Source organism: Nocardia sp. NPDC056064 (genome assembly GCF_042266925.1).
Lineage (GTDB): Bacteria > Actinomycetota > Actinomycetes > Mycobacteriales > Mycobacteriaceae > Nocardia.
Genome location: NZ_JBHJWO010000001.1, coordinates 2,959,476 through 2,980,202, shown reverse-complemented (window position 1 = coordinate 2,980,202; position 20,727 = coordinate 2,959,476). Strand labels below are relative to the sequence as shown.

The 20,727-nt window shown below is 69.7% G+C and carries 20 protein-coding genes; 11 read left to right on the top strand and 9 right to left on the bottom strand.

The window, feature by feature from the left end; translation table 11 throughout:
* Window positions 1-24 precede the first annotated feature (24 nt).
* Together ACFC06_RS13780 and ACFC06_RS13775 are read left to right on the top strand one after the other, a co-directional pair.
* On the top strand, window positions 25-687 hold the full coding sequence (locus tag ACFC06_RS13780; protein WP_375930074.1) for a nucleoside/nucleotide kinase family protein: 663 nt from the start codon (window positions 25-27) through the stop codon (window positions 685-687).
* Between the two features lie 49 nt (window positions 688-736).
* Complete coding sequence (locus tag ACFC06_RS13775) at window positions 737-1,318, top strand: potassium channel family protein (protein ID WP_375930073.1); 582 nt, start codon at window positions 737-739, stop codon at window positions 1,316-1,318.
* Here the strand turns inward: ACFC06_RS13775 and pgi are convergent.
* On the bottom strand, window positions 1,287-2,927 hold the full coding sequence (gene pgi / locus ACFC06_RS13770) for a glucose-6-phosphate isomerase (protein WP_375930072.1): 1,641 nt from the start codon (window positions 2,925-2,927) through the stop codon (window positions 1,287-1,289). The two genes, ACFC06_RS13775 and pgi, sit on opposite strands and share 32 nt — an antisense overlap.
* A gap of 239 nt (window positions 2,928-3,166) precedes the next feature.
* Between pgi and ACFC06_RS13765 the strand changes: the two genes are divergently transcribed.
* The gene (locus tag ACFC06_RS13765; protein WP_375930071.1) at window positions 3,167-4,624 is read left to right on the top strand and encodes an NAD-dependent succinate-semialdehyde dehydrogenase; all 1,458 of its coding nucleotides are present in this window, start codon (window positions 3,167-3,169) and stop codon (window positions 4,622-4,624) included.
* 102 nt (window positions 4,625-4,726) lie between these two features.
* Here ACFC06_RS13765 and ACFC06_RS13760 read toward each other — a convergent pair whose 3' ends face one another.
* Complete coding sequence (locus ACFC06_RS13760; RefSeq protein ID WP_022566231.1) at window positions 4,727-5,020, bottom strand: chorismate mutase; 294 nt, start codon at window positions 5,018-5,020, stop codon at window positions 4,727-4,729.
* A 289-nt stretch (window positions 5,021-5,309) separates the two neighbouring features.
* Here ACFC06_RS13760 and pcrA point away from each other — a divergent pair, with 289 nt between their 5' ends.
* Window positions 5,310-7,892, top strand: coding sequence for a DNA helicase PcrA (pcrA, locus tag ACFC06_RS13755; protein WP_375930070.1), 2,583 nt, complete (start codon window positions 5,310-5,312; stop codon window positions 7,890-7,892).
* A gap of 51 nt (window positions 7,893-7,943) precedes the next feature.
* Here the strand turns inward: pcrA and ACFC06_RS13750 are convergent, their stop codons facing one another.
* Together ACFC06_RS13750 and ACFC06_RS13745 are read right to left on the bottom strand one after the other, a co-directional pair.
* Window positions 7,944-9,323: a DUF1731 domain-containing protein gene (locus ACFC06_RS13750; RefSeq protein ID WP_375930069.1), complete on the bottom strand. Its 1,380-nt coding sequence runs from the start codon at window positions 9,321-9,323 to the stop codon at window positions 7,944-7,946.
* A gap of 59 nt (window positions 9,324-9,382) precedes the next feature.
* Window positions 9,383-10,435 carry a M23 family metallopeptidase gene (locus ACFC06_RS13745; RefSeq protein ID WP_375930068.1) on the bottom strand — a complete coding sequence of 351 codons (1,053 nt, stop codon included), beginning with the start codon at window positions 10,433-10,435 and terminating at the stop codon, window positions 9,383-9,385.
* Window positions 10,436-10,955: 520 nt separating this feature from the next.
* Between ACFC06_RS13745 and sucC the strand changes: the two genes are divergently transcribed.
* The 6 genes from sucC to purH all read left to right on the top strand — a co-directional run bounded on the left by sucC (window position 10,956) and on the right by purH (window position 18,175).
* Window positions 10,956-12,125 carry an ADP-forming succinate--CoA ligase subunit beta gene (gene sucC / locus ACFC06_RS13740; protein WP_375930067.1) on the top strand — a complete coding sequence of 390 codons (1,170 nt, stop codon included), beginning with the start codon at window positions 10,956-10,958 and terminating at the stop codon, window positions 12,123-12,125.
* An 11-nt stretch (window positions 12,126-12,136) separates the two neighbouring features.
* Window positions 12,137-13,054, top strand: a complete 918-nt coding sequence (gene sucD, locus ACFC06_RS13735; protein ID WP_375930066.1) for a succinate--CoA ligase subunit alpha — start codon at window positions 12,137-12,139, stop codon at window positions 13,052-13,054.
* Window positions 13,055-13,255: 201 nt separating this feature from the next.
* Window positions 13,256-14,302, top strand: a complete 1,047-nt coding sequence (locus ACFC06_RS13730) for a DUF5336 domain-containing protein (protein WP_375930065.1) — start codon at window positions 13,256-13,258, stop codon at window positions 14,300-14,302.
* 115 nt (window positions 14,303-14,417) lie between these two features.
* Window positions 14,418-15,926 (top strand): DUF6350 family protein, encoded by a 1,509-nt coding sequence (locus ACFC06_RS13725; protein WP_375930064.1) that lies wholly within the window; start codon window positions 14,418-14,420, stop codon window positions 15,924-15,926.
* A gap of 15 nt (window positions 15,927-15,941) precedes the next feature.
* A complete protein-coding gene (gene purN / locus ACFC06_RS13720) occupies window positions 15,942-16,613 on the top strand; it encodes a phosphoribosylglycinamide formyltransferase (protein WP_375935474.1) in 672 nt (223 codons plus the stop codon).
* Window positions 16,610-18,175, top strand: a complete 1,566-nt coding sequence (gene purH, locus ACFC06_RS13715; protein ID WP_375930063.1) for a bifunctional phosphoribosylaminoimidazolecarboxamide formyltransferase/IMP cyclohydrolase — start codon at window positions 16,610-16,612, stop codon at window positions 18,173-18,175. Before purN ends, purH begins: the two co-directional genes overlap by 4 nt.
* Before the next feature lie 118 nt (window positions 18,176-18,293).
* On the opposite strand, the gene ACFC06_RS13710 is transcribed toward purH, so the two are convergent.
* Entirely contained in the window at window positions 18,294-18,719 is a 426-nt protein-coding gene (locus ACFC06_RS13710; protein ID WP_375930062.1) for a hypothetical protein, read from the bottom strand.
* Between the two features lie 215 nt (window positions 18,720-18,934).
* Here ACFC06_RS13710 and ACFC06_RS13705 point away from each other — a divergent pair, with 215 nt between their 5' ends.
* The gene (locus tag ACFC06_RS13705) at window positions 18,935-19,498 is read left to right on the top strand and encodes a LysM peptidoglycan-binding domain-containing protein (RefSeq protein ID WP_375930061.1); all 564 of its coding nucleotides are present in this window, start codon (window positions 18,935-18,937) and stop codon (window positions 19,496-19,498) included.
* 204 nt (window positions 19,499-19,702) lie between these two features.
* Here the strand turns inward: ACFC06_RS13705 and rpsR are convergent, their stop codons facing one another.
* The 4 genes from rpsR to rpmB are packed head-to-tail and all read right to left on the bottom strand — an operon-like array spanning window position 19,703 to window position 20,693.
* Window positions 19,703-19,960 carry a 30S ribosomal protein S18 gene (rpsR, locus tag ACFC06_RS13700; RefSeq protein ID WP_067979995.1) on the bottom strand — a complete coding sequence of 86 codons (258 nt, stop codon included), beginning with the start codon at window positions 19,958-19,960 and terminating at the stop codon, window positions 19,703-19,705.
* 10 nt (window positions 19,961-19,970) lie between these two features.
* Window positions 19,971-20,276 (bottom strand): 30S ribosomal protein S14, encoded by a 306-nt coding sequence (rpsN, locus tag ACFC06_RS13695; protein WP_375930060.1) that lies wholly within the window; start codon window positions 20,274-20,276, stop codon window positions 19,971-19,973.
* Window positions 20,276-20,446, bottom strand: a complete 171-nt coding sequence (rpmG, locus tag ACFC06_RS13690; protein ID WP_019049259.1) for a 50S ribosomal protein L33 — start codon at window positions 20,444-20,446, stop codon at window positions 20,276-20,278. The genes rpsN and rpmG overlap by 1 nt, the downstream gene beginning before the upstream one ends.
* Before the next feature lie 10 nt (window positions 20,447-20,456).
* Complete coding sequence (gene rpmB, locus ACFC06_RS13685; protein ID WP_019049258.1) at window positions 20,457-20,693, bottom strand: 50S ribosomal protein L28; 237 nt, start codon at window positions 20,691-20,693, stop codon at window positions 20,457-20,459.
* Between the last annotated feature and the right edge of the window lie 34 nt (window positions 20,694-20,727).

Here is a 20,727-nt window from a genome sequence, read left to right as displayed (position 1 = left end):
GGTTCGCGGGGCTAGGCTCGGGCGGTGGCGGCGAGTGAGGTTCTGACGGTGGGGGAACTGGCGCAGCGGGTTCCGGTGGCCGGGGTGGCGGGGCGGCGGGTGTTGCTCGGGATCGCGGGGCCGCCGGGGGCGGGGAAATCGACGTTGGCGCAGCGGTTGTGCGCGGCGCTGGGGGAGTCGGCGGTGGTGGCGCCGATGGACGGGTACCACCTGCGCAACGCGGTGTTGCGGGAGCGAGGGGCGCTGGAGCGCAAGGGGGAGCCGGATACGTTCGATGTGGCGGGGTTCGTCGCGGATCTGCGGGCGCTGCGGGAGACGCCGGTCGGTACGGCGGTGGCGTGGCCGCTGTTCGACCGGGCGATCGACGAGCCCACCGAGGGCGGGGTGGTCGTGCGCGACGAGCAGGTCGTGGTGATCGAGGGGAACTATCTGCTGCTCACCGAGGACGAGGCGCCGGGCTGGTCGGGGGTGCGCGAGCTGCTCGACGCGTGCTGGTATCTCGACGCGCCGCGCGAGGTCATCACCACCCGGCTGGTCGACCGGCACGTGCTCGGCGGCCGCACACCGGGGGCGGCGAGGAGCAAGGTGACCGACAGCGATCTGCGCAATGCCGATCTGGTGGCCCGTGGCAGGACACGGGCCGACCGGGTACTGACCGCCGCCGGCGCGGGCTACCTGCTCGGCTGACCGGCGCGGGCTCCCCGGAAACCGGCCGGTGCGGGGCAATCATGGAACGATGACGCGCCCTCGGATGGCCGCTCTGCCCGGTCATATTCTGCGTAACGGTGCGGCGGCGCTGTGCGCGCTGCTGCTGTACTACAGCGTGCCGGTGGGCTGGATCTTCGAGCTCGACTCCTGGCCCGGCCGGGTGGGCGGGGTGCTCACCTTCGTGGTCGGCGTGGTCGGGCTGGCATGGCTGGTCTGGCGCCGGGTCGACCACTTCCTGCGCTCGCCCTCGGAGGCGAGCGGCCGCGTCGACGGGGTGCTGCTGCTGGTGTGCATCGTCTGTGTGGTGTTCGCGCTGTACTACTTCCGGCTACAGGAACAGGACCCGGACCAGTTCACCGGCCTGGTGACCCGCACCGACGCGCTCTACTACACGCTGGCCACTCTCGGCACCATCGGCTACGGCGACGTGCACGCGGTCGGGCAGGTCGCGCGCATCGCGACCATGGTGCAGGTGGTGTTCGACCTGGTGGTGCTGGGCACCTTCGTCACGATCATCACCTCCAGCGTCACCGGCCGGATCGAGGAGGCCACCGCGGCCGCCCGCGCGCACCACCCGGTCAGCGGCGATGCGCCCGATACCAGCCGATGAGCTCGTCGGTGGAGGAATCGCCGGTGGAGGCGGGCTCGCCGGGTTCGCTGAGCAGCGGGGCCAGCGCCAGCGCCTGCTGCTTGCCCAGCTCGACACCCCACTGATCGAAACTGTCGATCCCCCAGACGATGCCCTCGACGAACACCTGGTGCTCGTAGAGCGCGATCAGCTGACCCACGGTCGAGGGCGTGAGTTCCGGCGCCAGGATGGTGGTGCTGGGGCGGTTGCCCGGCATCACCTTGTGCGGCACCAGCTTCGGGTCGGTGCCCTCCGCGGCGATCTCCTCGGCGGTCTTGCCGAAGGCGAGCACCTTGGTCTGGGCGAACAGGTTGCTCATCAGGATGTCCTGCATGCTGCCGGTGCCGTCGCGGGTGGGCAGGTCGTCGGTGGAGCGGGCGAAGCCGAGGAAATCGGCGGGAATCAGCCGGGTGCCCTGGTGCAGGAGTTGATAGAAGGCATGCTGGCCGTTGGTTCCCGGCTCGCCCCAGAAGATCTCGCCGGTGGAGGAGGTCACCGGGGTGCCGTCGGCACGCACCGATTTACCGTTGGACTCCATCGTCAATTGCTGCAGATATGCCGGGAATCGCGCCAGGTCGTTCGAATAGGGCAGTACCACACGGGATTCCGCGCCGAAGAAATTCGAATACCAGATACCCAGCATGGCCAGCAGGACCGGGCCGTTCTCGGCGAGTGGTGCCGTCGCGAAATGCCGGTCCACGGCGTGCATTCCGCTCAGGAACTCGGCGAACTGTTCCTTGCCGATGGTCACCATCACCGAAAGACCGATGGCGGAATCGACGGAGTAGCGTCCGCCGACCCAATCCCAGAAACCGAACATGTGCGCGGTATCGATCCCGAACTCGGCGACGCGTTCGGCATTGGTCGAGACCGCGACGAAATGCTTGGCCACCGCGTCCTCGCCGAGCGCGGCGACCAGCCAGCGCCGGGCCGCGGTGGCGTTGGTCAGCGTCTCCAGGGTCGAGAAGGTCTTGGAGGCCACGATGAACAGCGTGGTGGCCGGGTCGAGCCCGGCGAGCTTGGCGACCAGGTCGGCCGGGTCGACATTGGAGACGAACCGGGCCTCGATCTCGGCGTCGGCGTAGTGGCGCAGCGCGCGATACACCATGTCGGGGCCCAGATCCGAGCCGCCGATCCCGATGTTGACCACGGTGCGGATGCGCTCCCCGGTGGCGCCGACCCACTTGCCCGAGCGCACCGAATCGGCGAACTCGCCCATCCGGTCGAGCACCTCGTGCACCGCGGCGTCGGCGTCGGTGCCGTCGATACACAACTGGTCGCCGTCGGGCAGCCGCAGGGCGATGTGGCCGACCGCGCGGTCCTCGGAGGTGTTGATGTGCGCGCCGGAGTACATCTCGTCGCGGCGCCGCGGCACGCCCGCGGCCTCGGCGAGATCGACCAGCAGGCGCAAGGTTTCGCGGGTCACGCGGTGCTTGCTGTAGTCGATGCGCAGATCCGCCACCTGCAGGGTCAACGCACGGCCGCGCGCCGGATCGTCGGCGAACAGCTGTCGAAGGTGCACGGGCGCGACGCTGCGGTGATGGTCGTGCAGTGCCTGCCAGGCCGCCGACGCGGTGATGTCGCTGCTCACGCAAGCGAGGGTACTGGGTTTTCGGAGCGCTGGCGCGCTCGAGGTCGCGGCCCCTGGAGGGCCGCCGGTCAGGCACCGCGGCTTGCTCCTTCGTCGCCTACGCCGCGGCGCCTGACCGGCGGCCCGGCCGCGACCCGGCGCTGCGCGCCGCCGCTCCTCGGGGTCGCGGGTGTGGGCTGGGAATTCGGCGTGGGTGTTGTTTCCTGGATGTGACTTCGTGTCCGGCTTAGGCTGGCGGGATGGTGTCTGAACGCGACGTACTCGAATTCGTGCCGAAGGGGTTGTGGATCGGTTCCGGGCCGGTCGAAGCCACGGGGGGAGGGACCTTCGCGGTACGCAATCCGGCCGACGGGTCGGTGCTCACCGAGGTCGCCGACGCCACGCCCGAGGACGCGCTGCGGGCCCTGGACGCGGCCGTCGCGGCGGGCCCGGCCTGGGCGGCGACGCCCTCGCGCGAACGCGGGGAGATCCTGCGCCGGGTCTTCGAGCAGCTCACCGCGCGGGCCGAGGAATTCGCGCTGCTGATGACGCTCGAGATGGGCAAGGCGCTGGCCGAGAGCCGCAACGAGGTGCGCTACGGCGCCGAGTTCTTCCGCTGGAACAGCGAGGAGGCGGTGCGGGTGCACGGGCGCTACCTGCACGCGCCCTCGGGGACCGGGCGGATCATGGTGCACAAGCAGCCGGTGGGCCCGTGTCTGGCGATCACGCCGTGGAACTTCCCGCTGGCCATGGGCACGCGCAAGATCGGGCCCGCGCTGGCGGCGGGCTGCACGATGGTCGTCAAGCCGGCCTCGGCCACCCCGCTGACCATGCTGGCGCTGGCGAAGCTGTGCAGTGAGGCTGGGCTGCCGGACGGGGTGCTGTCGGTGGTCACGACGAGCCGTTCCGGTGCCGTCACCGGACCGCTGATCGACGATCCGCGCCTGCGCAAGCTCACCTTCACCGGGTCCACCGAAGTCGGCAAGAAGCTCGTCGAGGCCTCGGCGAACCGGCTGCTGCGCACCTCCATGGAGCTCGGCGGCAACGCGCCGTTCGTGGTGTTCGACGACGCCGACATCGACGCTGCCGTGGCGGGCGCGATGCTGGCCAAGCTGCGCAACGGCGGCGAGGCGTGCACCGCGGCCAACCGCTTCCACGTGCAGCGCGGGGTGGTCGCGGAGTTCACCGAGAAGCTGGTGGCCGCGATGACCGACAGCGTGGTGCTCGGCCCCGGCGCCGACCCGTCGACCACGCTCGGACCGCTGGTCAGCGAGGACCAGCGCGAGATCGTCAGCGAACTGGTCGACGACGCCGTCGGCGCCGGGGCCAAGCTGCTGCTCGGCGGCGAGACCCCCGCCGGGCCCGGCTGGTTCTACCCGGCGACCGTCCTGGGCGAGGTGCCGCCGCAGGCGCGCATCCTGCGCGAGGAGGTCTTCGGGCCGGTGGCCCCGATCGTCGCCTTCGACACCGAGGAGGAAGGCGTCGCGGCGGCCAACGACACGCGATACGGCCTGGTCAGCTACGTCTACACGCGGGATCTGGACCGGGCGCTGCGCATCGCCGAAGCGATGGAGACCGGCATGGTCGGGGTGAACCGCGGGGTCATCTCCGATCCGGCGGCGCCGTTCGGTGGGGTCAAGGAGTCCGGGTTCGGGCGCGAGGGCGGCACCGAGGGCATCGAGGAATACCTCGACACCAAATACATCGCGCTGACCTGAGGAAGTCCCGGAAAATCAGTACCGCCCCGGGGATGGTGTTGCACCCGGGGCGGCCTTTTCGGAGGCGGCGGGCCGAGGGCCCGTCGCGTGGTGTGTGGGGGTCTAGCGGCCGAGGCGGCCGCGACCGAGGCGGAGCAGGAGCATGGCGAGGGTGTGGCCCTCCTGGCCCAGCTCACTGAAGCGTTCGAGCACTTTCATCTCCCGGCTGTGGACCAGGCGCGGACCGCCCGAGGCCATCCGGGTGCGGCCGATGATCCGGGAGATCTCGCTGCGTCGCTTGATGGCGGCGAGGATCGTGGCGTCGAGCTGGTCGATCTCGAGGCGAAGCTTTTCGATCTCGGCCTCGGACTGCGGCAGCGCCGAATCGGACCCGGTCGTCGTAGCAGGGGTGCTCATCATTCATCTCCTCGTGTCAGAACTTGGATCGGTTGGACGGGACGCCCTGTTACCCGATCTGTTCCTTCACCCTGAAACTTTCCCGACGGGCGGTACCTGATCCCCCCGGAAGTGCGCAAACAGCCTGGCCCTTCACCACGATATCGGATCGCAGGCCAGACCGTGAGCCCCAGTCTGCCACGGGCCGGTAGGTATGCAAAACAGTTGTGTTTGTGAATTACCTGAGAAGGTTCACCTATCCGGTGGCAGTTCGCTACGTGTCGGTGCCCGCCGGTAGCGTGGTCAGACGATGGATATCACGGTCGCTCCCCACGCCTCAGCCGCCGATCCCAGCGAACCCGCACCCGCGTCGAGCGGTGCCGCGTTACCGCATCGGGACGTTGGCGGGGGCGGTGCGTCCGGCGGCGGGCTGGCCGAGGCGGCGGCCCGGCACAGCGCCGAGCAGGAGCAGCGCCGCAAGGAGCGCGAGCAGCGTCGCGCCGAGGAGACCGAGCGGCTGCTCGACGGGCTCAATCCGCAGCAGCGCGCCGCCGTGGTGCACGCGGGTTCGCCGCTGCTGATCGTGGCGGGCGCCGGCTCGGGCAAGACCGCCGTGCTCACCCGCCGCATCGCCTACCTGCTGGCCGCCCGCGGCGTGCAGACCGGGCAGATCCTGGCCATCACCTTCACCAACAAGGCCGCCGCCGAGATGCGCGAGCGGGTGGCCGGGCTGGTGGGTCCGCGCGCGGCCAGCATGTGGGTGTCGACCTTCCATTCCAGCTGTGTGCGCATTCTGCGGATGCAGGCCGCGCTGCTGCCCGGCCTGAATTCCAATTTCTCGATCTACGACGCCGACGATTCGCGCAGGCTGCTCACGATGATCAGCCGCGATTTCGACATCGACACCAAGAAGTATTCGGCGCGGCTGCTCGCGACCGCCATTTCCAACCTGAAGAACGAGCTGATCGACCCGGCGAAGGCCGCCGCCGACGCCGAGGCCGACGACACCGAACTGCCCGCCCTGGTCGCCCGCGTCTACGCCGAGTACCAGAAGCGGCTGCGCGCGGCCAATGCCCTGGACTTCGACGACCTGATCGGCGAGACGGTCGCCCTGCTGCAGAACCACCCGCAGGTGGCCGAGTACTACCGGCGCCGGTTCCGGCACGTGTTGGTCGACGAGTACCAGGACACCAACCACGCCCAGTACGTGCTGGTGCGCGAGCTGGTCGGGCACGGTGCGGGCGAGGACGCCGTCGAACCGGGCGAGCTGTGTGTGGTGGGTGACGCCGACCAGTCGATCTACGCCTTCCGCGGCGCGACCATCCGCAATATCGAGGAATTCGAACGCGATTTCCCCGACGCGGAAACCATTCTGCTGGAACAGAACTACCGCTCGACCCAGCACATCCTCTCCGCCGCCAACGCGGTGATCGCGCGCAACGAGAACCGGCGCGAGAAGAGACTGTGGACCGATTCCGGTGAGGGCGAGCTGATCACCGGCTACGTCGCCGACAACGAGCACGACGAGGCGGCCTTCGTCGCCAAGGAGATCGACCGGCTCGTCGACGCCGGTGACGCCAACTATGGCGATGTCGCGGTGTTCTACCGCACCAACAACAACTCCAGGGCGCTGGAGGAGATCTTCATCCGGATGGGGCTGCCGTACAAGGTGGTCGGCGGGGTGCGGTTCTACGAGCGCAAGGAGGTCCGCGATGTGGTGGCCTACCTGCGGGTGCTGGAGAACCCCGACGACGCGGTGAGCCTGCGCCGCGTCCTCAACACCCCGCGTCGCGGCATCGGTGACCGGGCCGAGGCCTGCGTGGCGGTACACGCCGAACAGCGCGACATCGGTTTCGCCGCCGCGCTGCGCGATGCCGCCGAGGGCAAGGTGGCCCTGCTCAACACCCGTGCGCAGCGCGCCATCGCCGGATTCCTCGACCTGCTCGAGGAGATCCGCGCGGCGGGGGCGCGCGCCGACAGCGAGTACCCCGACGTGGGCAATGTGGTGGACGCGGTGCTCGACCGCACCGGGTATCGCGCCGAACTGGAGGCCTCCGACGATCCGCAGGACGGCGCGCGGCTGGACAACCTGAACGAACTGGTCAGCGTGGCCAGGGAATTCAGCTCCGAGGCGTTCAACAACGCCGAGGCCGCGCGCGAGGAGGGCCTGGTGCCCGAGGCCGCCGACGGCGAACCGGAACCGGGCTCGCTGGCCGCGTTCCTGGAGCGGGTCTCGCTGGTGGCCGACACCGACCAGATCCCCGACGAGGGCACCGGCGTGGTCACCATGATGACCCTGCACACCGCCAAGGGCCTGGAGTTCCCGGTGGTCTTCGTGACCGGCTGGGAGGACGGGCAGTTCCCGCACATGCGGGCCCTCGGCGATCCGGCCGAGCTGGCCGAGGAACGCCGCCTCGCCTACGTCGGCATCACCCGCGCCCGCCAGCGGCTCTACCTCTCGCGCGCGGTGGTGCGCTCCGGCTGGGGGCAGCCGGTGTCGAACCCGGAATCACGTTTCCTGCAGGAGATTCCGCAGCACCTGCTGGACTGGCGCAGGCTGGAACCGGTGGTGTCGCCGGTGCAGCGCGGGCGTCGTCGTGGTGAGGACAGCGGTTTCGATCGGGACTGGACCCGTGGCGACGGCTGGGATCAGCGCCCGGGCGTGCGCGGCGGCAGCGGTGAGCGCAGGCCCGCCCCCGGTGGCGCGGTCAAGCGCAACAACACCGGTCTGGTGCTCGCCGTGGGCGACCGGGTCAGTGACGACAAGTACGGCCTCGGCCGGGTGGTCGCCGTCGACGGTGTCGGCCCGGTCGCGACCGTCACCATCGACTTCGGTTCCGCCGGGAAGATCCGCCTGATCCCGCAGTTCAGCCGGACCATCGTCAAATTGTGAGCGGTGTCGGGAGCCCGATGGCCGGGCTCCCGACTTCCTCTCACCCGGGGTTCAGCTGGGGAGCAGGTCGGTGAGGGCTTCCTCGAGGGTGGGGTAGCGGAAGGTGAAGCCGGTCTTCGGGAGGATTTCCGAGGTGGCGTGACGGCCGGTGAGGCCGAGGGCCGGGTCGGTGCGCAGGACGACGGCGCCGACGGTGAGCATGGCCGACGGGGTGGGCGGCGCCGGGGGCCGGTGCAGGGTGCGGCGCAGCGTGGCCATGAGTTCGGTGTTGCGGACCGGGTTCTCGGTGGCGGCGACGAGGATGCCGTCGGGCAGGGTGACCTCGGGGTCGAGACCGAGACCGGCGCGCACCAGCGCCAGCCAGTCCTCGATGTGGATCCAGCTGAACCACTGGTCGCCGGGGCCCACGCGGCCGCCGAGCCCGGCCTTGGTGAGCTGACCGAGGCGCTTGAGGGCGGGGGCGTCGGGGTCCAGGACGATGGAGGTGCGCAGGATCGTCCAGTGGTCGGCGCGCGCGGGGTCGAAGGCCTCTTCCCACGGCTGGGCGACCCCGGTCATCTGCGGCAGGCCGACGGGCAGGGGAGTGCTTTCGGTGCATCGGGTTTCGCCCGCGTCCGACCAGATCGCGGTGGTGCTGGCCTGGATCCAGTAGTCCACAGGGGTGTCGCGCAGCCGGGCGGCGGCGACGAGTGCGGTGGTGGAATCGACTCGGCTGGAACGCAATTCGGCGACATTGCGTTCGGTGGGGCGGCAGTCGACCAGTTTGCCCGCGAGGTTGATCACCGCGAGGCGGCCGGGCTCACGGAGCTCGGCGGACCACGCGCCGACCGACCGGCCGTCCCATTCGGTCTGCCGGAACGGCAGCGCGGGATCACGGCGGCGGGTCAACAGGGTGACGCGCTGACCGCGGCAGGTGAGGTCGGCGGCGATCTGCAGTCCCAGTGCGCCGGTGCCCCCGGCGATGACGGTGGTGAGCGCGTCCTCGGCGGGAACCACTCCCGCGAGCCGCGCCAGTCGCGAGAAGTTCACGCGCGCGGCGGTTTCGATGAACGGCCGGACCACGGTGCGCGCGGCGGCGGCCGACGGTCCGGTGAAACGCAGTTCCTGGGTGAGCTCGGTGCCGCCGTCACGCTCGGCCAGGCGCCAGGTGAGATGCATGGTGCCCGCGGGTTCGGGCTGCTCGATGCTCAGCTCCCGCGCGGGCTCGAACACGGTGACGCGGAACGGTTTTCCGAACCGGCCGTGGACTCGCGCCGCGACTTCCCCGTTGGGTAGGTAGTCACCGGTGGCTCCGAGGGCTGTCGCCCCGCGCATCCGCACCGACCGCACACCCGGATTCCACTCCGGCCAACGCTCGAGATCCCCCAGCACTGCCCACACCGATTCCGGTGCGAGAGCGATGAACTGTGTGTACTTCGTCGTACCAGCCATGGCTGGAACGCTAATCGGGTCCGGCGGCACTGGGAAGGGTGCCGCTGGTCACCTCGTCGTCAGTCGCGCTGGGAACCCAGGCTGATGCCACGGGTGGCCAGCCACGGCACGGGGTCGATCTTGTCGGTGCCGTTGAGCCACACCTCGAAATGGCAGTGCGGGCCGGTGGAGAAGCCGCGGTTGCCCATGGTGGCGATCTGATCGCCGGCCAGCACCCGCTCGCCCGCCGAGACGGTGGCGGTGTCGATGTGGCCGTAGATGGTGATGGTGCCGTCGTCGTGCAGCACCCGCACCCACATGCCGAAGCCGGAGGCCGGGCCCGCCTCGATGACGGTGCCGTCGGCGACGGTGTAGATCGGCGTGCCGATCGGACCGGCGACGTCGATGCCGAGATGCTGGACGCCCCAGCGGGCGCCGAAGCCGGAGGTGTAGCTGCCCGCGGCGAACTTGGCGAACAGCGGGCGCAGCTTGGCGGACTCCTGCGCGGCGAGGTCCTCGGCGAACTTCGCGCCCTTGGCGAGGATGTCGCCGAAGTCGTTCTTGTCGGCGACGGCGGTGGCGTCGAGGACCTGCGGCGCGTTGCCCTGGTCGTCGAGACCGGCGGTGTTCATCGACTGCGCGGCGATCTCGTGGATCTGGCCCGCGGCCTCGTAGTCGACGCCGTGGTTGGGCTGTTCGGGGGAGGCCATCGCGGCCTGACCGGCGGCGACGACCGCACCGGCGGCGACGGCGATGACCGCGGCGCGGCCCTTCAGCGCGGTGGGCGGGGCGGGGACGCGGTGCGCGCCGCCACGCCGTTCGGCGCGGTGGGTCTCGGGCGGGTCGGCGTAGGCGCCGTCGGAGGCGGCGGGTTCCCAGGTGGCGCTGCTGTAGGTGCCGGAGTCGTAGGAGTCGGACTCGTCGGCGGTCCACTCGTCGTCGGCGGGGGTCCAGGCGGCGTCACCGGACCAGTTGTTCTGGGTGTGCCAGGAATCGGTGCGCGGCCACGCGGTATCCGGCTGCGCGGCGGGGGCGTGCCCGGCCCGCGGATGCGAGGTGTATTCGTCGGTGTACCGGTAGCGATGTCCGGTCTGCTGCTGACCGTCGAGAGAGAAGGTGGAGCGGTGGTTCATCGGCTGCGCCGAATCGCCGACGGCTGTGCCAAGCGAGTGCTGAAGTGCCTCAAGCTTGTCGTCCTCCTCAGTCCTGACCTGCCAGTCGTGACCTGGTTGTCGTGACCTGGTTGTGACTTCGACCGCATTGACGGTAACGAAGCGATTGCAGGGTGGCAAGCGCTGGTCGGAAACCTACACCTACCTGTGAGATTCGTCACTGTAACGCAACCCGATATCTCACCGTTTTCGACCTCCTCGGGTGAGGTCTGTCGACGACATAACGTAGTAGATGTCGGACCGTTCCGGCTTTACCCGGCCCGACCTGCCACGCCGCCGCAAATCGCCCGAAAACTACTCGCCAGTAGCCTTGACCGGCGGTTTTGTGGACCTCCCGTTATGGGTCGTGACCTGCGCCACTTAGGATGAATGTGGCCGATTGGCCCTCCATGTGACTGGTTAGAGTCCGACCCGACCCGCTACCGACGTCGGGCCGCCAACAAAGACGTTGTCATAGCAACGCAGACGAGACGGTGAGTACATGGATCTCTTCGAATATCAGGCGAAGGAGCTCTTCGTTAAGCACGGAGTGCCTTCGTCCGAGGGCCGGGTTTGCGACACGGCCGAAGAAGCGCGCGCGATCGCCGAGGAAATCGGCAAGCCGGTGATGGTCAAGGCGCAGGTCAAGGTGGGCGGCCGTGGTAAGGCGGGTGGCGTCAAGTACGCGGCCACCCCGGAGGACGCGTTCACCCACGCGCAGAACATCCTCGGCCTCGACATCAAGGGCCACATCGTCAAGAAGCTCCTGGTCGCCGAGGCCAAGGACATCGCGGAGGAGTACTACATCTCCTTCCTGCTCGACCGCTCGAACCGCACCTACCTGGCCATGTGTTCGGTCGAGGGCGGCATGGAGATCGAAGAGGTCGCGGAGAAGACCCCCGAGCGCCTCGCCAAGGTCCCCGTCGACGCCGTCAAGGGTGTCGACCTGGCCTTCGCCCGCTCGATCGCCGAGCAGGGCCACCTGCCCGCCGACGTGCTCGACGCCGCGGCCGTGACCATCCAGAAGCTGTGGGAGGTCTTCACCAAGGAAGACACCACCCTGGTCGAGGTCAACCCGCTGGTGCGCACCCCGTCCGACGAGATCCTGGCCCTCGACGGCAAGGTCACCCTGGACGAGAACGCCGAGTTCCGTCAGCCCGGCCACCTCGAGTTCGCCGACGTCGACGCGACCGACCCGCTCGAGCTCAAGGCCAAGGAGAACGACCTCAACTACGTCAAGCTCGACGGTGAGGTCGGCATCATCGGCAACGGCGCCGGTCTGGTCATGTCGACCCTGGACGTCGTCGCCTACGCCGGTGAGAACCACGGCGGCGTGAAGCCCGCCAACTTCCTCGACATCGGCGGCGGCGCCTCGGCGGCCGTCATGGCCGCGGGCCTGGACGTCATCCTGGGTGACGCGCAGGTCAAGAGCGTGTTCGTCAATGTCTTCGGTGGCATCACCGCGTGTGACGCGGTCGCCAACGGCATCGTGGGCGCCCTCGAGGTGCTCGGTGACGCGGCCACCAAGCCGCTGGTCGTCCGTCTCGACGGCAACAAGGTCGAGGAGGGCCGCAAGATCCTCGCCGACGCCAACCACCCGCTGGTGACCCTGGCCCAGACCATGGACGAAGGCGCCGACAAGGCCGCCGAACTCGCCTTCACCGCCAAGTAAGGAACACTGACATGTCCATCTTCCTGAACAAGGACAACAAGGTCATCGTCCAGGGCATCACCGGCGGCGAGGGCACCAAGCACACCGCGCTGATGCTGAAGGCGGGCACCAACATCGTCGGTGGCGTGAACGCGCGCAAGGCCGGCACCACGGTCACCCACACCGACAAGGACGGCAACGAGATCGAGCTGCCCGTGTTCGGCTCGGTCGCCGAGGCGATCGAGAAGACCGGCGCCGACACCTCCATCGCGTTCGTGCCGCCCGCCTTCTCCAAGGACGCCATCATCGAGGCCATCGACGCGGAGATCCCGCTGCTCGTGGTCATCACCGAGGGCATCCCGGTGCAGGACTCCGCCTACGCGTGGGCCTACAACGTGGAGAAGGGCGAGAAGACCCGCATCATCGGCCCGAACTGCCCCGGCATCATCACCCCGGGCGAGGCGCTGGTCGGCATCACCCCGAACAACATCACCGGCAAGGGCCCGGTCGGCCTGGTGTCGAAGTCGGGCACGCTGACCTACCAGATGATGTACGAGCTGCGCGATTTCGGTTTCTCGACCGCGATCGGCATCGGCGGTGACCCGGTCATCGGCACGACCCACATCGACGCCATCGAGGCGTTCGAGAAGGACCCGGAGACCAAGATCATCGTCATGATCGGCGAGATCGGTGGTGACGCCGAGGAGCGCGCCGCGGCCTACATCAAGGCCAACGTGACCAAGCCGGTCGTCGGCTACGTCGCCGGTTTCACCGCGCCCGAGGGCAAGACCATGGGCCACGCCGGCGCCATCGTCTCCAGTGGTGGCGGTACCGCGCAGGCCAAGCAGGAGGCCCTCGAGGCCGCGGGTGTGAAGGTCGGCAAGACGCCGTCCGCCACCGCCGCGCTGGCCCGCGAGATCCTGGAGAAGGCGTCGATCGCTTCCGCGTGATCCGACGGATCTCACACTACGAAGGCCGCTTCCCAGGTTTACGGGAGGCGGCCTTCGTCGATTCATCCACAGGCCGTGGTTTGTCCACAGGCCGATCGGTTGGTGATGACCCGGGACAGCGCGTGCAGTAGCGTCAAGACCGGATCACCACCAGTCAGTTCGACGCGACCGATGCGCACGACTCGACAAGGAGACGACGACATGTCATACCCGACCGGGGGCTCCGGGTACAACGCACCCGCGACACCCGCCGCGCCCAGCCAGGGCCCGAGCACCGGAGCCGCCGCGGCTGCGCCATCGACCGCCGACGGCGCGGAGGCCAAGGGCCTGCCCTTCCTCCTGACCGCGGCCGCGGCCGGACTCGGTGTGGTGACGTTCCTGCTCGGTTTCGCGCCGTTCGTGGGCATCACCCTGCTCAAGACCACCGAGACCGCCTCCATCTTCGAGACCACCGGCTCGGCCAACGCCACGCTGGTGCTGCTGGCCGCGCTGCTGGCCGGACTGTCGTTGCTACCCAAGCAGAATGTGCGTGGTGTGGCCGCGGCCGCCGCGGTGGCCGGGTTCGTCGGCATCGTGGTGTCGCTGATCAAGGCCGGCGACGGCACCGAGCTGCAGTGGGGCTCCTACGTCATCACCGCGCTGTCGTTCATCGTCGCGGTGCTGCTGGTGCTGGCGCTGCTGTTCGGCCTGGGCATCATCAAGGCGCCCGCGCCGAAACCGGCTCAGCCGCAGCAGCAGCCGGGCCAGTACGGTCAGTACGGGCAGCAGGGTTACGGCCAGCAGGGTGGCTACGGTCAGCCGGGCCAGCCGCAGCAGTACGGGCAGCAGCAGGCGTTCGGCCAGCCGTCGACCGGTGGTCAGTACCCCACCCAGTCGCCCTACGGTCAGCAGAGCCAGCCGTCGGTGCCGCAGGCCCAGCAGCCGTCCTACGGGCAGCAGCCGGGGCAGCCGTCCTACGGCCAGCAGCCGCAGCAGCAGTCGCCCTACGGTCAGCAGTACGGTGCCCAGCCGCAGCAGCAGTCGCCCTACGGCGCGCAGCCGCAGCAGCAGGCCCAGCCGCGTCCGGACGAGAGCGCCACGCAGAACTACGGCGGCCAGCAGCCGGGGCAGCCGTTCGGTGGCTCGTCTTACGGTGCGCCCTCGGCGCAGCCGGGCACCGCGGCGGGTCAGCCGTTCGGTGGTGAGCAGACAGCCGATCCGGCCTCCGACGCCACCACCGCGTTCCGCCCGAACGACGACCAGAAGTAAAACCGACGGCCGCCGCGCGTGGCAGGAGGTGCGATTCGCGAGCCCACAGGTGTGCCTGTGGGCTCGCGGCGCGCCTGCCCCGCGCCCGCCGGGGAAGCTGCCACGCTGAATTGTCATGAGCTCCCGTAACGCCCTGGTGCGCCGGACCTCCGGGTCGCTCGGCCGCGGGGCGACCGCCGCCGCACCACCGCCGGGTCGCGAACCCGGCTGGTGGACCCCCTCGCCCGAGCGCGCGCGGACCCTGCTGCTGGTCGCCGCCCGGCCGACGATCTGCGCACTGGCGGCCACGGTGCTGCTCGTCCTGGTGGTCATGCTGACCACCGGCACCGATCTCACCAGCGCGCCCGCCGCGGTCGGGGCCACCTGGCTTGCCGCCCACCAGATTCCGCTCACCGTCGGCCGCACGACCCTCGGGCTGCTGCCGCTGGTACCCACCGCCGCGCTGGTCTGGCTGGCCGCCCGCGAATGCGCGCGGGCCGTGCCCAACCGGCCGCAACCGATCGACCTGGCCTGGCTCGCCGGTGCCGTGCTCGCCGGACCGCTGCTGATGACGGCGGTGTGCCTGGCCGTCACCGGGGACGCCGCCGGTGTCACCCCGCTCGAACCGCCGGGGCCGATCTCGGCGTTCGGCTGGGTGATCGTGCTGTACCTGGGCGCGGCCGCGGCGGGGATCGTCAGCCGGGCCTGGCCCGAGGTGTGCGCGCTGCTGCCCGTGCAGATCCCGGGCTGGGCGGTGCTCGGTGCCCGTGCCGCCCGCCGCACCGTGCTGCGCATGCTCGGCTGCGCCACGCTGGCCACGGTGATCTCGCTGTTCGCGCACCTGTCGCGCTTCGAGACGACCTACCAGCAGGCGCACAACGTCACCGATGTGCTCGGCACGAGCCTGCTCGCGCTGCTGTATCTGCCGAATGTGGTGATCGCCGCGGCCGGGCTGCTGTCCGGCGCCGCGGTGCAGTTCGGGACCGGTTCGGCCGGTCTGTTCGGGGTCGAGGGCGCCTCGCTGCCTGCGGTGCCCGCGCTGATCCCGGTGCCCGAGGGCCCGGCTTCGGCCTGGTGGCCCGCGCTGCTGCTGGTGCCGCTGGCCGTCGGCGTGCTCGGCGGCGTCGAACTCGGCCGCACCAGCGACGACCGCCCCGGCGCCCCCTGGGCCACGCTCACCTCCGCCGGTCTGTCGACCCTGGCGTTCCTGGTGCTCACCGTCCTCGCCAGTGGGCAGCTCGGCGCTGTCGGCTGGGTCGGGACGGATCTGCTCATGCTGGTCCCGCTGATGGTGACCTGGTTCGGTTTCGGCGGTTTCGTCGGCATGGTGTTCGCCCGCCGCTTCCTGGCACCGGCCGCGCCCGTCGAGGACGACGACTACTACGACGAATACGACGAGGACGACGACTACTACTACGACGACGAGGACGACGAGGACCCCGACGACGACTACGACGACGAGGACACCTACGACGACACCGACACCGGCGTCGAGGTCGACGCCGAACTCGTCGAGGACATCGACGACGACGTCGAGGTGAGCATCGCCGCCCCGGGCTCCACCACCGAGCCCACCGAGGAGATCGTCGACGCCGAGGTGGTCGAGGCGGACCTGCCGGAAGGTGACACGACCACCGGTCGTTAAGCTCGACCCGGCGGTATCGCCGATCGCCGCCATCCGACCACACGCAGGAGTAGAGCGCTGACCAGCAATCCGGCCACCGTCGTAGTCCTCGCCTCGGGCACCGGCTCGTTGCTCGCCGCCCTGCTGGCCGCCGCCCAGGAGCCCGGCTATCCCGCGAAGATCGTCGCGGTCGGCGTCGACCGGGTCTGCGCGGCCACCGAGCACGCCGAGGCCGCCGGGATCGAGCACTTCCGCGTCGCCGTCGGGGATTTCCCCGACCGAGCCGCCTGGGACGAGGCGCTCACCGAGGCCGTCGACGCCTTCCGGCCCGACCTGGTCGTCTCCGCCGGATTCATGAAGATCGTCGGCCCCGCGTTCCTCGCGCGGTTCGGCGGCCGGTTCATCAACACCCATCCCGCGCTGCTGCCGTCGTTCCCCGGCGCGCACGGGGTGCGTGACGCGCTCGCCTACGGCGCCAAGGTCACCGGCTGCACGGTGCACCTGGTCGACGGGGGCGTGGACACCGGCCCGATTCTGGCGCAGGAGGCGGTCGACGTGCTGCCCGGCGACGACGAGGCCGCCCTGCACGAGCGCATCAAGGTTGTCGAGCGACGGTTGCTGGCGGAGGTCATCGCCGCCGTCGCGACGCGAGGCATTGTCTCCGACGGACGAAAGGCAGAAATTCCAGATGAGCGAGCACACCGGTGAGTGAACGTAAGGCGATCCGCAGGGCGCTGGTGAGCGTCTACGACAAGACCGGGCTCGTCGAGCTGGCCACCGGACTGCACGCCGCGGGCGTGGAACTGGTGTCGACCGGCTCGACCGCGGGCAAGATCGCCGAGGCGGGCATTCCGGTCACCAAGGTCGAGGACCTGACCGGTTTCCCGGAGACCCTCGACGGCCGCGTCAAGACGCTGCATCCGCGCGTGCACGCGGGCATCCTGGCCGACACCCGCCGTCCGGAGCACGTCGAGCAGCTCGTGGAGCTCGGCGTGGAAGCCTTCCAGCTGGTCGTGGTGAACCTCTACCCGTTCACCCAGACCGTGGCCAGTGGCGCCAGTGTGGACGAGTGTGTCGAGCAGATCGACATCGGCGGGCCGTCGATGGTGCGTGCCGCCGCCAAGAACCACCCGTCGGTCGGCGTGGTCGTCGACGTCACCGACTACGACGACGTGCTCGCCGCGGTGAAGTCCGGCGGGTTCACCCTCGCGGAGCGGACCGCACTGGCCGCCAAGGCCTTCCAGCACACCGCCAGCTACGACGTCGCCGTGGCGAGCTGGATGGGCTCGGTCGCCGTGCCCGCCGTCGCCGAGGAGACCGAGCAGTTCCCGAACTGGGTCGCCGGGTCCTGGGCGCGCGCCGCGGTGCTGCGCTACGGCGAGAACCCGCACCAGGCCGCCGCGCTGTACACCAGCAACGACGGCACGGTCGGCATCGCGCAGGCCGAGCAGCTGCACGGCAAGGAGATGTCGTACAACAACTACACCGACGGTGACGCCGCCTGGCGCGCCGCCTTCGACTTCGACGAGCCCGCCGTCGCGGTGATCAAGCACGCCAACCCGTGCGGCATCGCCGTCGGCGCCGATATCGCCGAGGCCCACCGCAGGGCGCACGCCACCGACCCGGTCAGCGCCTACGGCGGCGTGATCGCGGCCAACCGCGAGGTCAGCGTGGAGATGGCCGAGCAGGTCGCCGAGATCTTCACCGAGGTGATCGTGGCCCCCGGCTACGCGCCCGGTGCGGTGGAAGTGTTGCAGCGCAAGAAGAATGTGCGTGTGCTCGTGGCCGAGCCGCCGCAGCGCAAGGGCGTGGAGCTGCGCCCGATCAGCGGTGGCGCGCTGCTGCAGGACCGCGATGTGCTCGACGCCGCGGGCGACGACCCGGTCAACTGGACCCTCGCCGCCGGCGACCCCGCCGACGCCACCACCCTGGCCGACCTCGAATTCGCTTGGCGCGCTTGCCGTGCCGTGAAGTCCAACGCCATCCTGCTGGCCAACGACGGTGCCGCCGTCGGTGTCGGCATGGGCCAGGTCAACCGCGTCGACTCCTGCAAGCTCGCCGTGGAACGCGCCGGTGACCGCGCCGCCGGTTCCGTCGCCGCCTCCGACGCCTTCTTCCCGTTCTCCGACGGCCCCCAGATCCTGGTCGCCGCGGGCGTGCGCGCCATCGTCCACCCCGGTGGCTCGATCCGCGACAAGGACACCGTCGAACTCTGCAAGGAAGCCGGCGTCACCCTCTACCTCACCGGCGCCCGCCACTTCGCCCACTGAATCCCCTCGAACCCCAACGGGTGCCACACCACCACGGTGCGGCACCCGTTGCCGTTCACCCCAGTCTTCGATTCATCTCTGCCCCATCGGGTTTCCTCGTCGGTGAGGTGTGGCCGGGCTACTTCGTGCCGAGGACCTGGCGGGTGCCCAGGGGGGACTGGAGGGGGAGTTCGGTGGTGCCGAAGATGAGGTTCATGGTGCACATTTTGCCGGCGGCGTCGGCTCGGGTGCCGCCGTGGAGGGTGATGGTGACCGAGTCGGGGGATTCGGTGACGGTGGCGTCGATGCCGAAGCACTGGGGGTTACCGGTCTGGAAGTTGACGGCGATCGTGTTGTCGCTCAGGCGGGTCCACGAATCCAGGGGGACGGTGTGGGGTTCGAGGATGGTGGGGTCGGGGGTGAAGCGGTGGCCGATGGCGGCGCCGGGGGCCTCGGCGACGGTGGTCGTGTCAGGTTGGGACGCTGGGGAATCGGAGGTGCCGCACGCGGTGAGGGGCAGGGTGAGGGCGGCCAGGGCGGCTGCGGTGCGCGCGACGGTTCTCATGGCGATCAGCCTAGACGGCCGCGCGCGGACGCCCGTGCGCACAGCGGGCGCATTCTAAACGCGACGCAGCCCACAGTGAACTTTCCGCGAACCGTGCGCGTAACTCACCCATTTCGGCTCTGCGGGGACTACATTCGGCTGCGATGCGACGCCGTGGCATACGGCGAGCATCGCTTTGTTGGATGCTCTGCAACTGGATCTTCGAAAGGACGAACGTGGGCGACACGCTGCGCGTAGGCGAAGAACTGGGACTGGGACAGTCCCTGACCGGCGGTGCGTACACCCTGGCCCTGCAGCCGGACGGCAACCTGGTGCTGTCCGAGCCCGACGGCAACGTCGTGTGGGCCGCACAAACTCATGGACAGGACGTGCAGCGCGCGGCCCTGCAGATCGACGGCGACTTCGTCCTCTACAAGGGTGACGGCGCGCGGGTGTGGGCGACCGACACCGCGGGCAAGAATGTCGAGCGGCTCGTGGTGCAGCCCGACCGCAACGTCGTGATCTACGGCACCGACGACTCGGTCGCGTGGGCCACCGCCACCAACACCGACAACCCGCTGCCCGCCCCGGAGCCCGAGCCGGTGGCCGCCGCCCCGATCGCCGAAGAGGTGCCCCCGCCGCCGGCCGCGCAGACCTACACGGTCGAGCCGGGCGACACCCTGTGGGCCATCTCCGAGCGCTTCTACGGTGACGGCAACCGCTACCACGAGATCGCCTCGGCCTCGGGCATCGACAACCCGGACCTGATCAACGCGGGCCAGGTCCTCACCATCCCGTGACACTGGCGGCCGGGGCCGCGTGTTCGCGGCCCCGAGGGGCCGCCGGTCAGGCACCGCGGCTTGCTCCTTCGTCGCGTACGCCGCAGCGCCTGACCGGCGACCCGGCCGCGAACGGTCGGTCGTAAGACTCCCTCCGCGGTGGTTGCGTTAGACACGAAAGTGGCCCCGAGGCTATAGCTTCGGGGCCACTTTTCGTCGGCGCGCCTACTTCGTGGTGGTGAAGGGCAGCAGCGCCATCTCGCGCGCGTTCTTCACCGCGACGGCGACCTGCCGCTGCTGCTGCGGGGTCAGCCCGGTGACCCGGCGGCTGCGGATCTTGCCGCGGTCGGAGATGAAGGTGCGCAGCAGGTTGACGTCTTTGTAGTCGACGTATTCGATGCCCGCCGCGATCAGCGGGTTCTTCTTCGGCTTGCGGCCCTGCTCGGCGCGTGCCTTCTTGGACGGTGCTCGCTTCACTGCCATGGAATTTTCCTTACCAGCTCGATTTGTGGACCCCGGGGAGCTCGCCCCGGTGGGCCATCTCGCGCACACGGACACGGGAAAGGCCGAACTTCCGGAGATGGCCGCGTGGCCGTCCATCAGCAGCATCCCGATTGCGCAATCGTACCGGACTGGCATCGCGGGGCTGGGCGCGCAGTTCGGCCTGCGCGGCCGCGCGCTGCTGCTCGCTGGTGTCCGGCTTGCGGATGAGCTCCTTGAGCTCGGCCCGGCGCGCGGCGTAGCGCTCGACGATCGCGCGGCGCTGCTCGTTGCGGGCGATCTTGGACTTCTTCGCCATCAGCGCTCCTCGCGGAAGTCGACGTGCTTGCGCACGACGGGGTCGTATTTGCGCAGGACCAGGCGGTCGGGGTCGTTGCGCCGGTTCTTGCGGGTGACGTAGGTGTAGCCGGTGCCCGCGGTGGACTTCAGCTTCACGATCGGGCGGATATCGGTCGATTTCGAGGCCACGGATCAGCTCCTAGATCTTGTCGCCGCGGGCGCGGATGCGGGCCACCACGGCCTCGATCCCGTCCCGGTCGATGGTCTTGATGCCCTTGGCGGAGACCGTCAGCGTGATGCGACGGCCCTCGCTGGGCAGGTAGTAGGTCTTGCGCTGGATGTTGGGGTTCCAGCGCCGGTTGGTGCGCCGGTGCGAGTGCGAGACGGCTTTCCCGAACCCGGGCTTGCGACCGGTGACCTGGCAGTGGGCCGACATGCGACCTCCCTCCATGGATATGACAACCATTTTC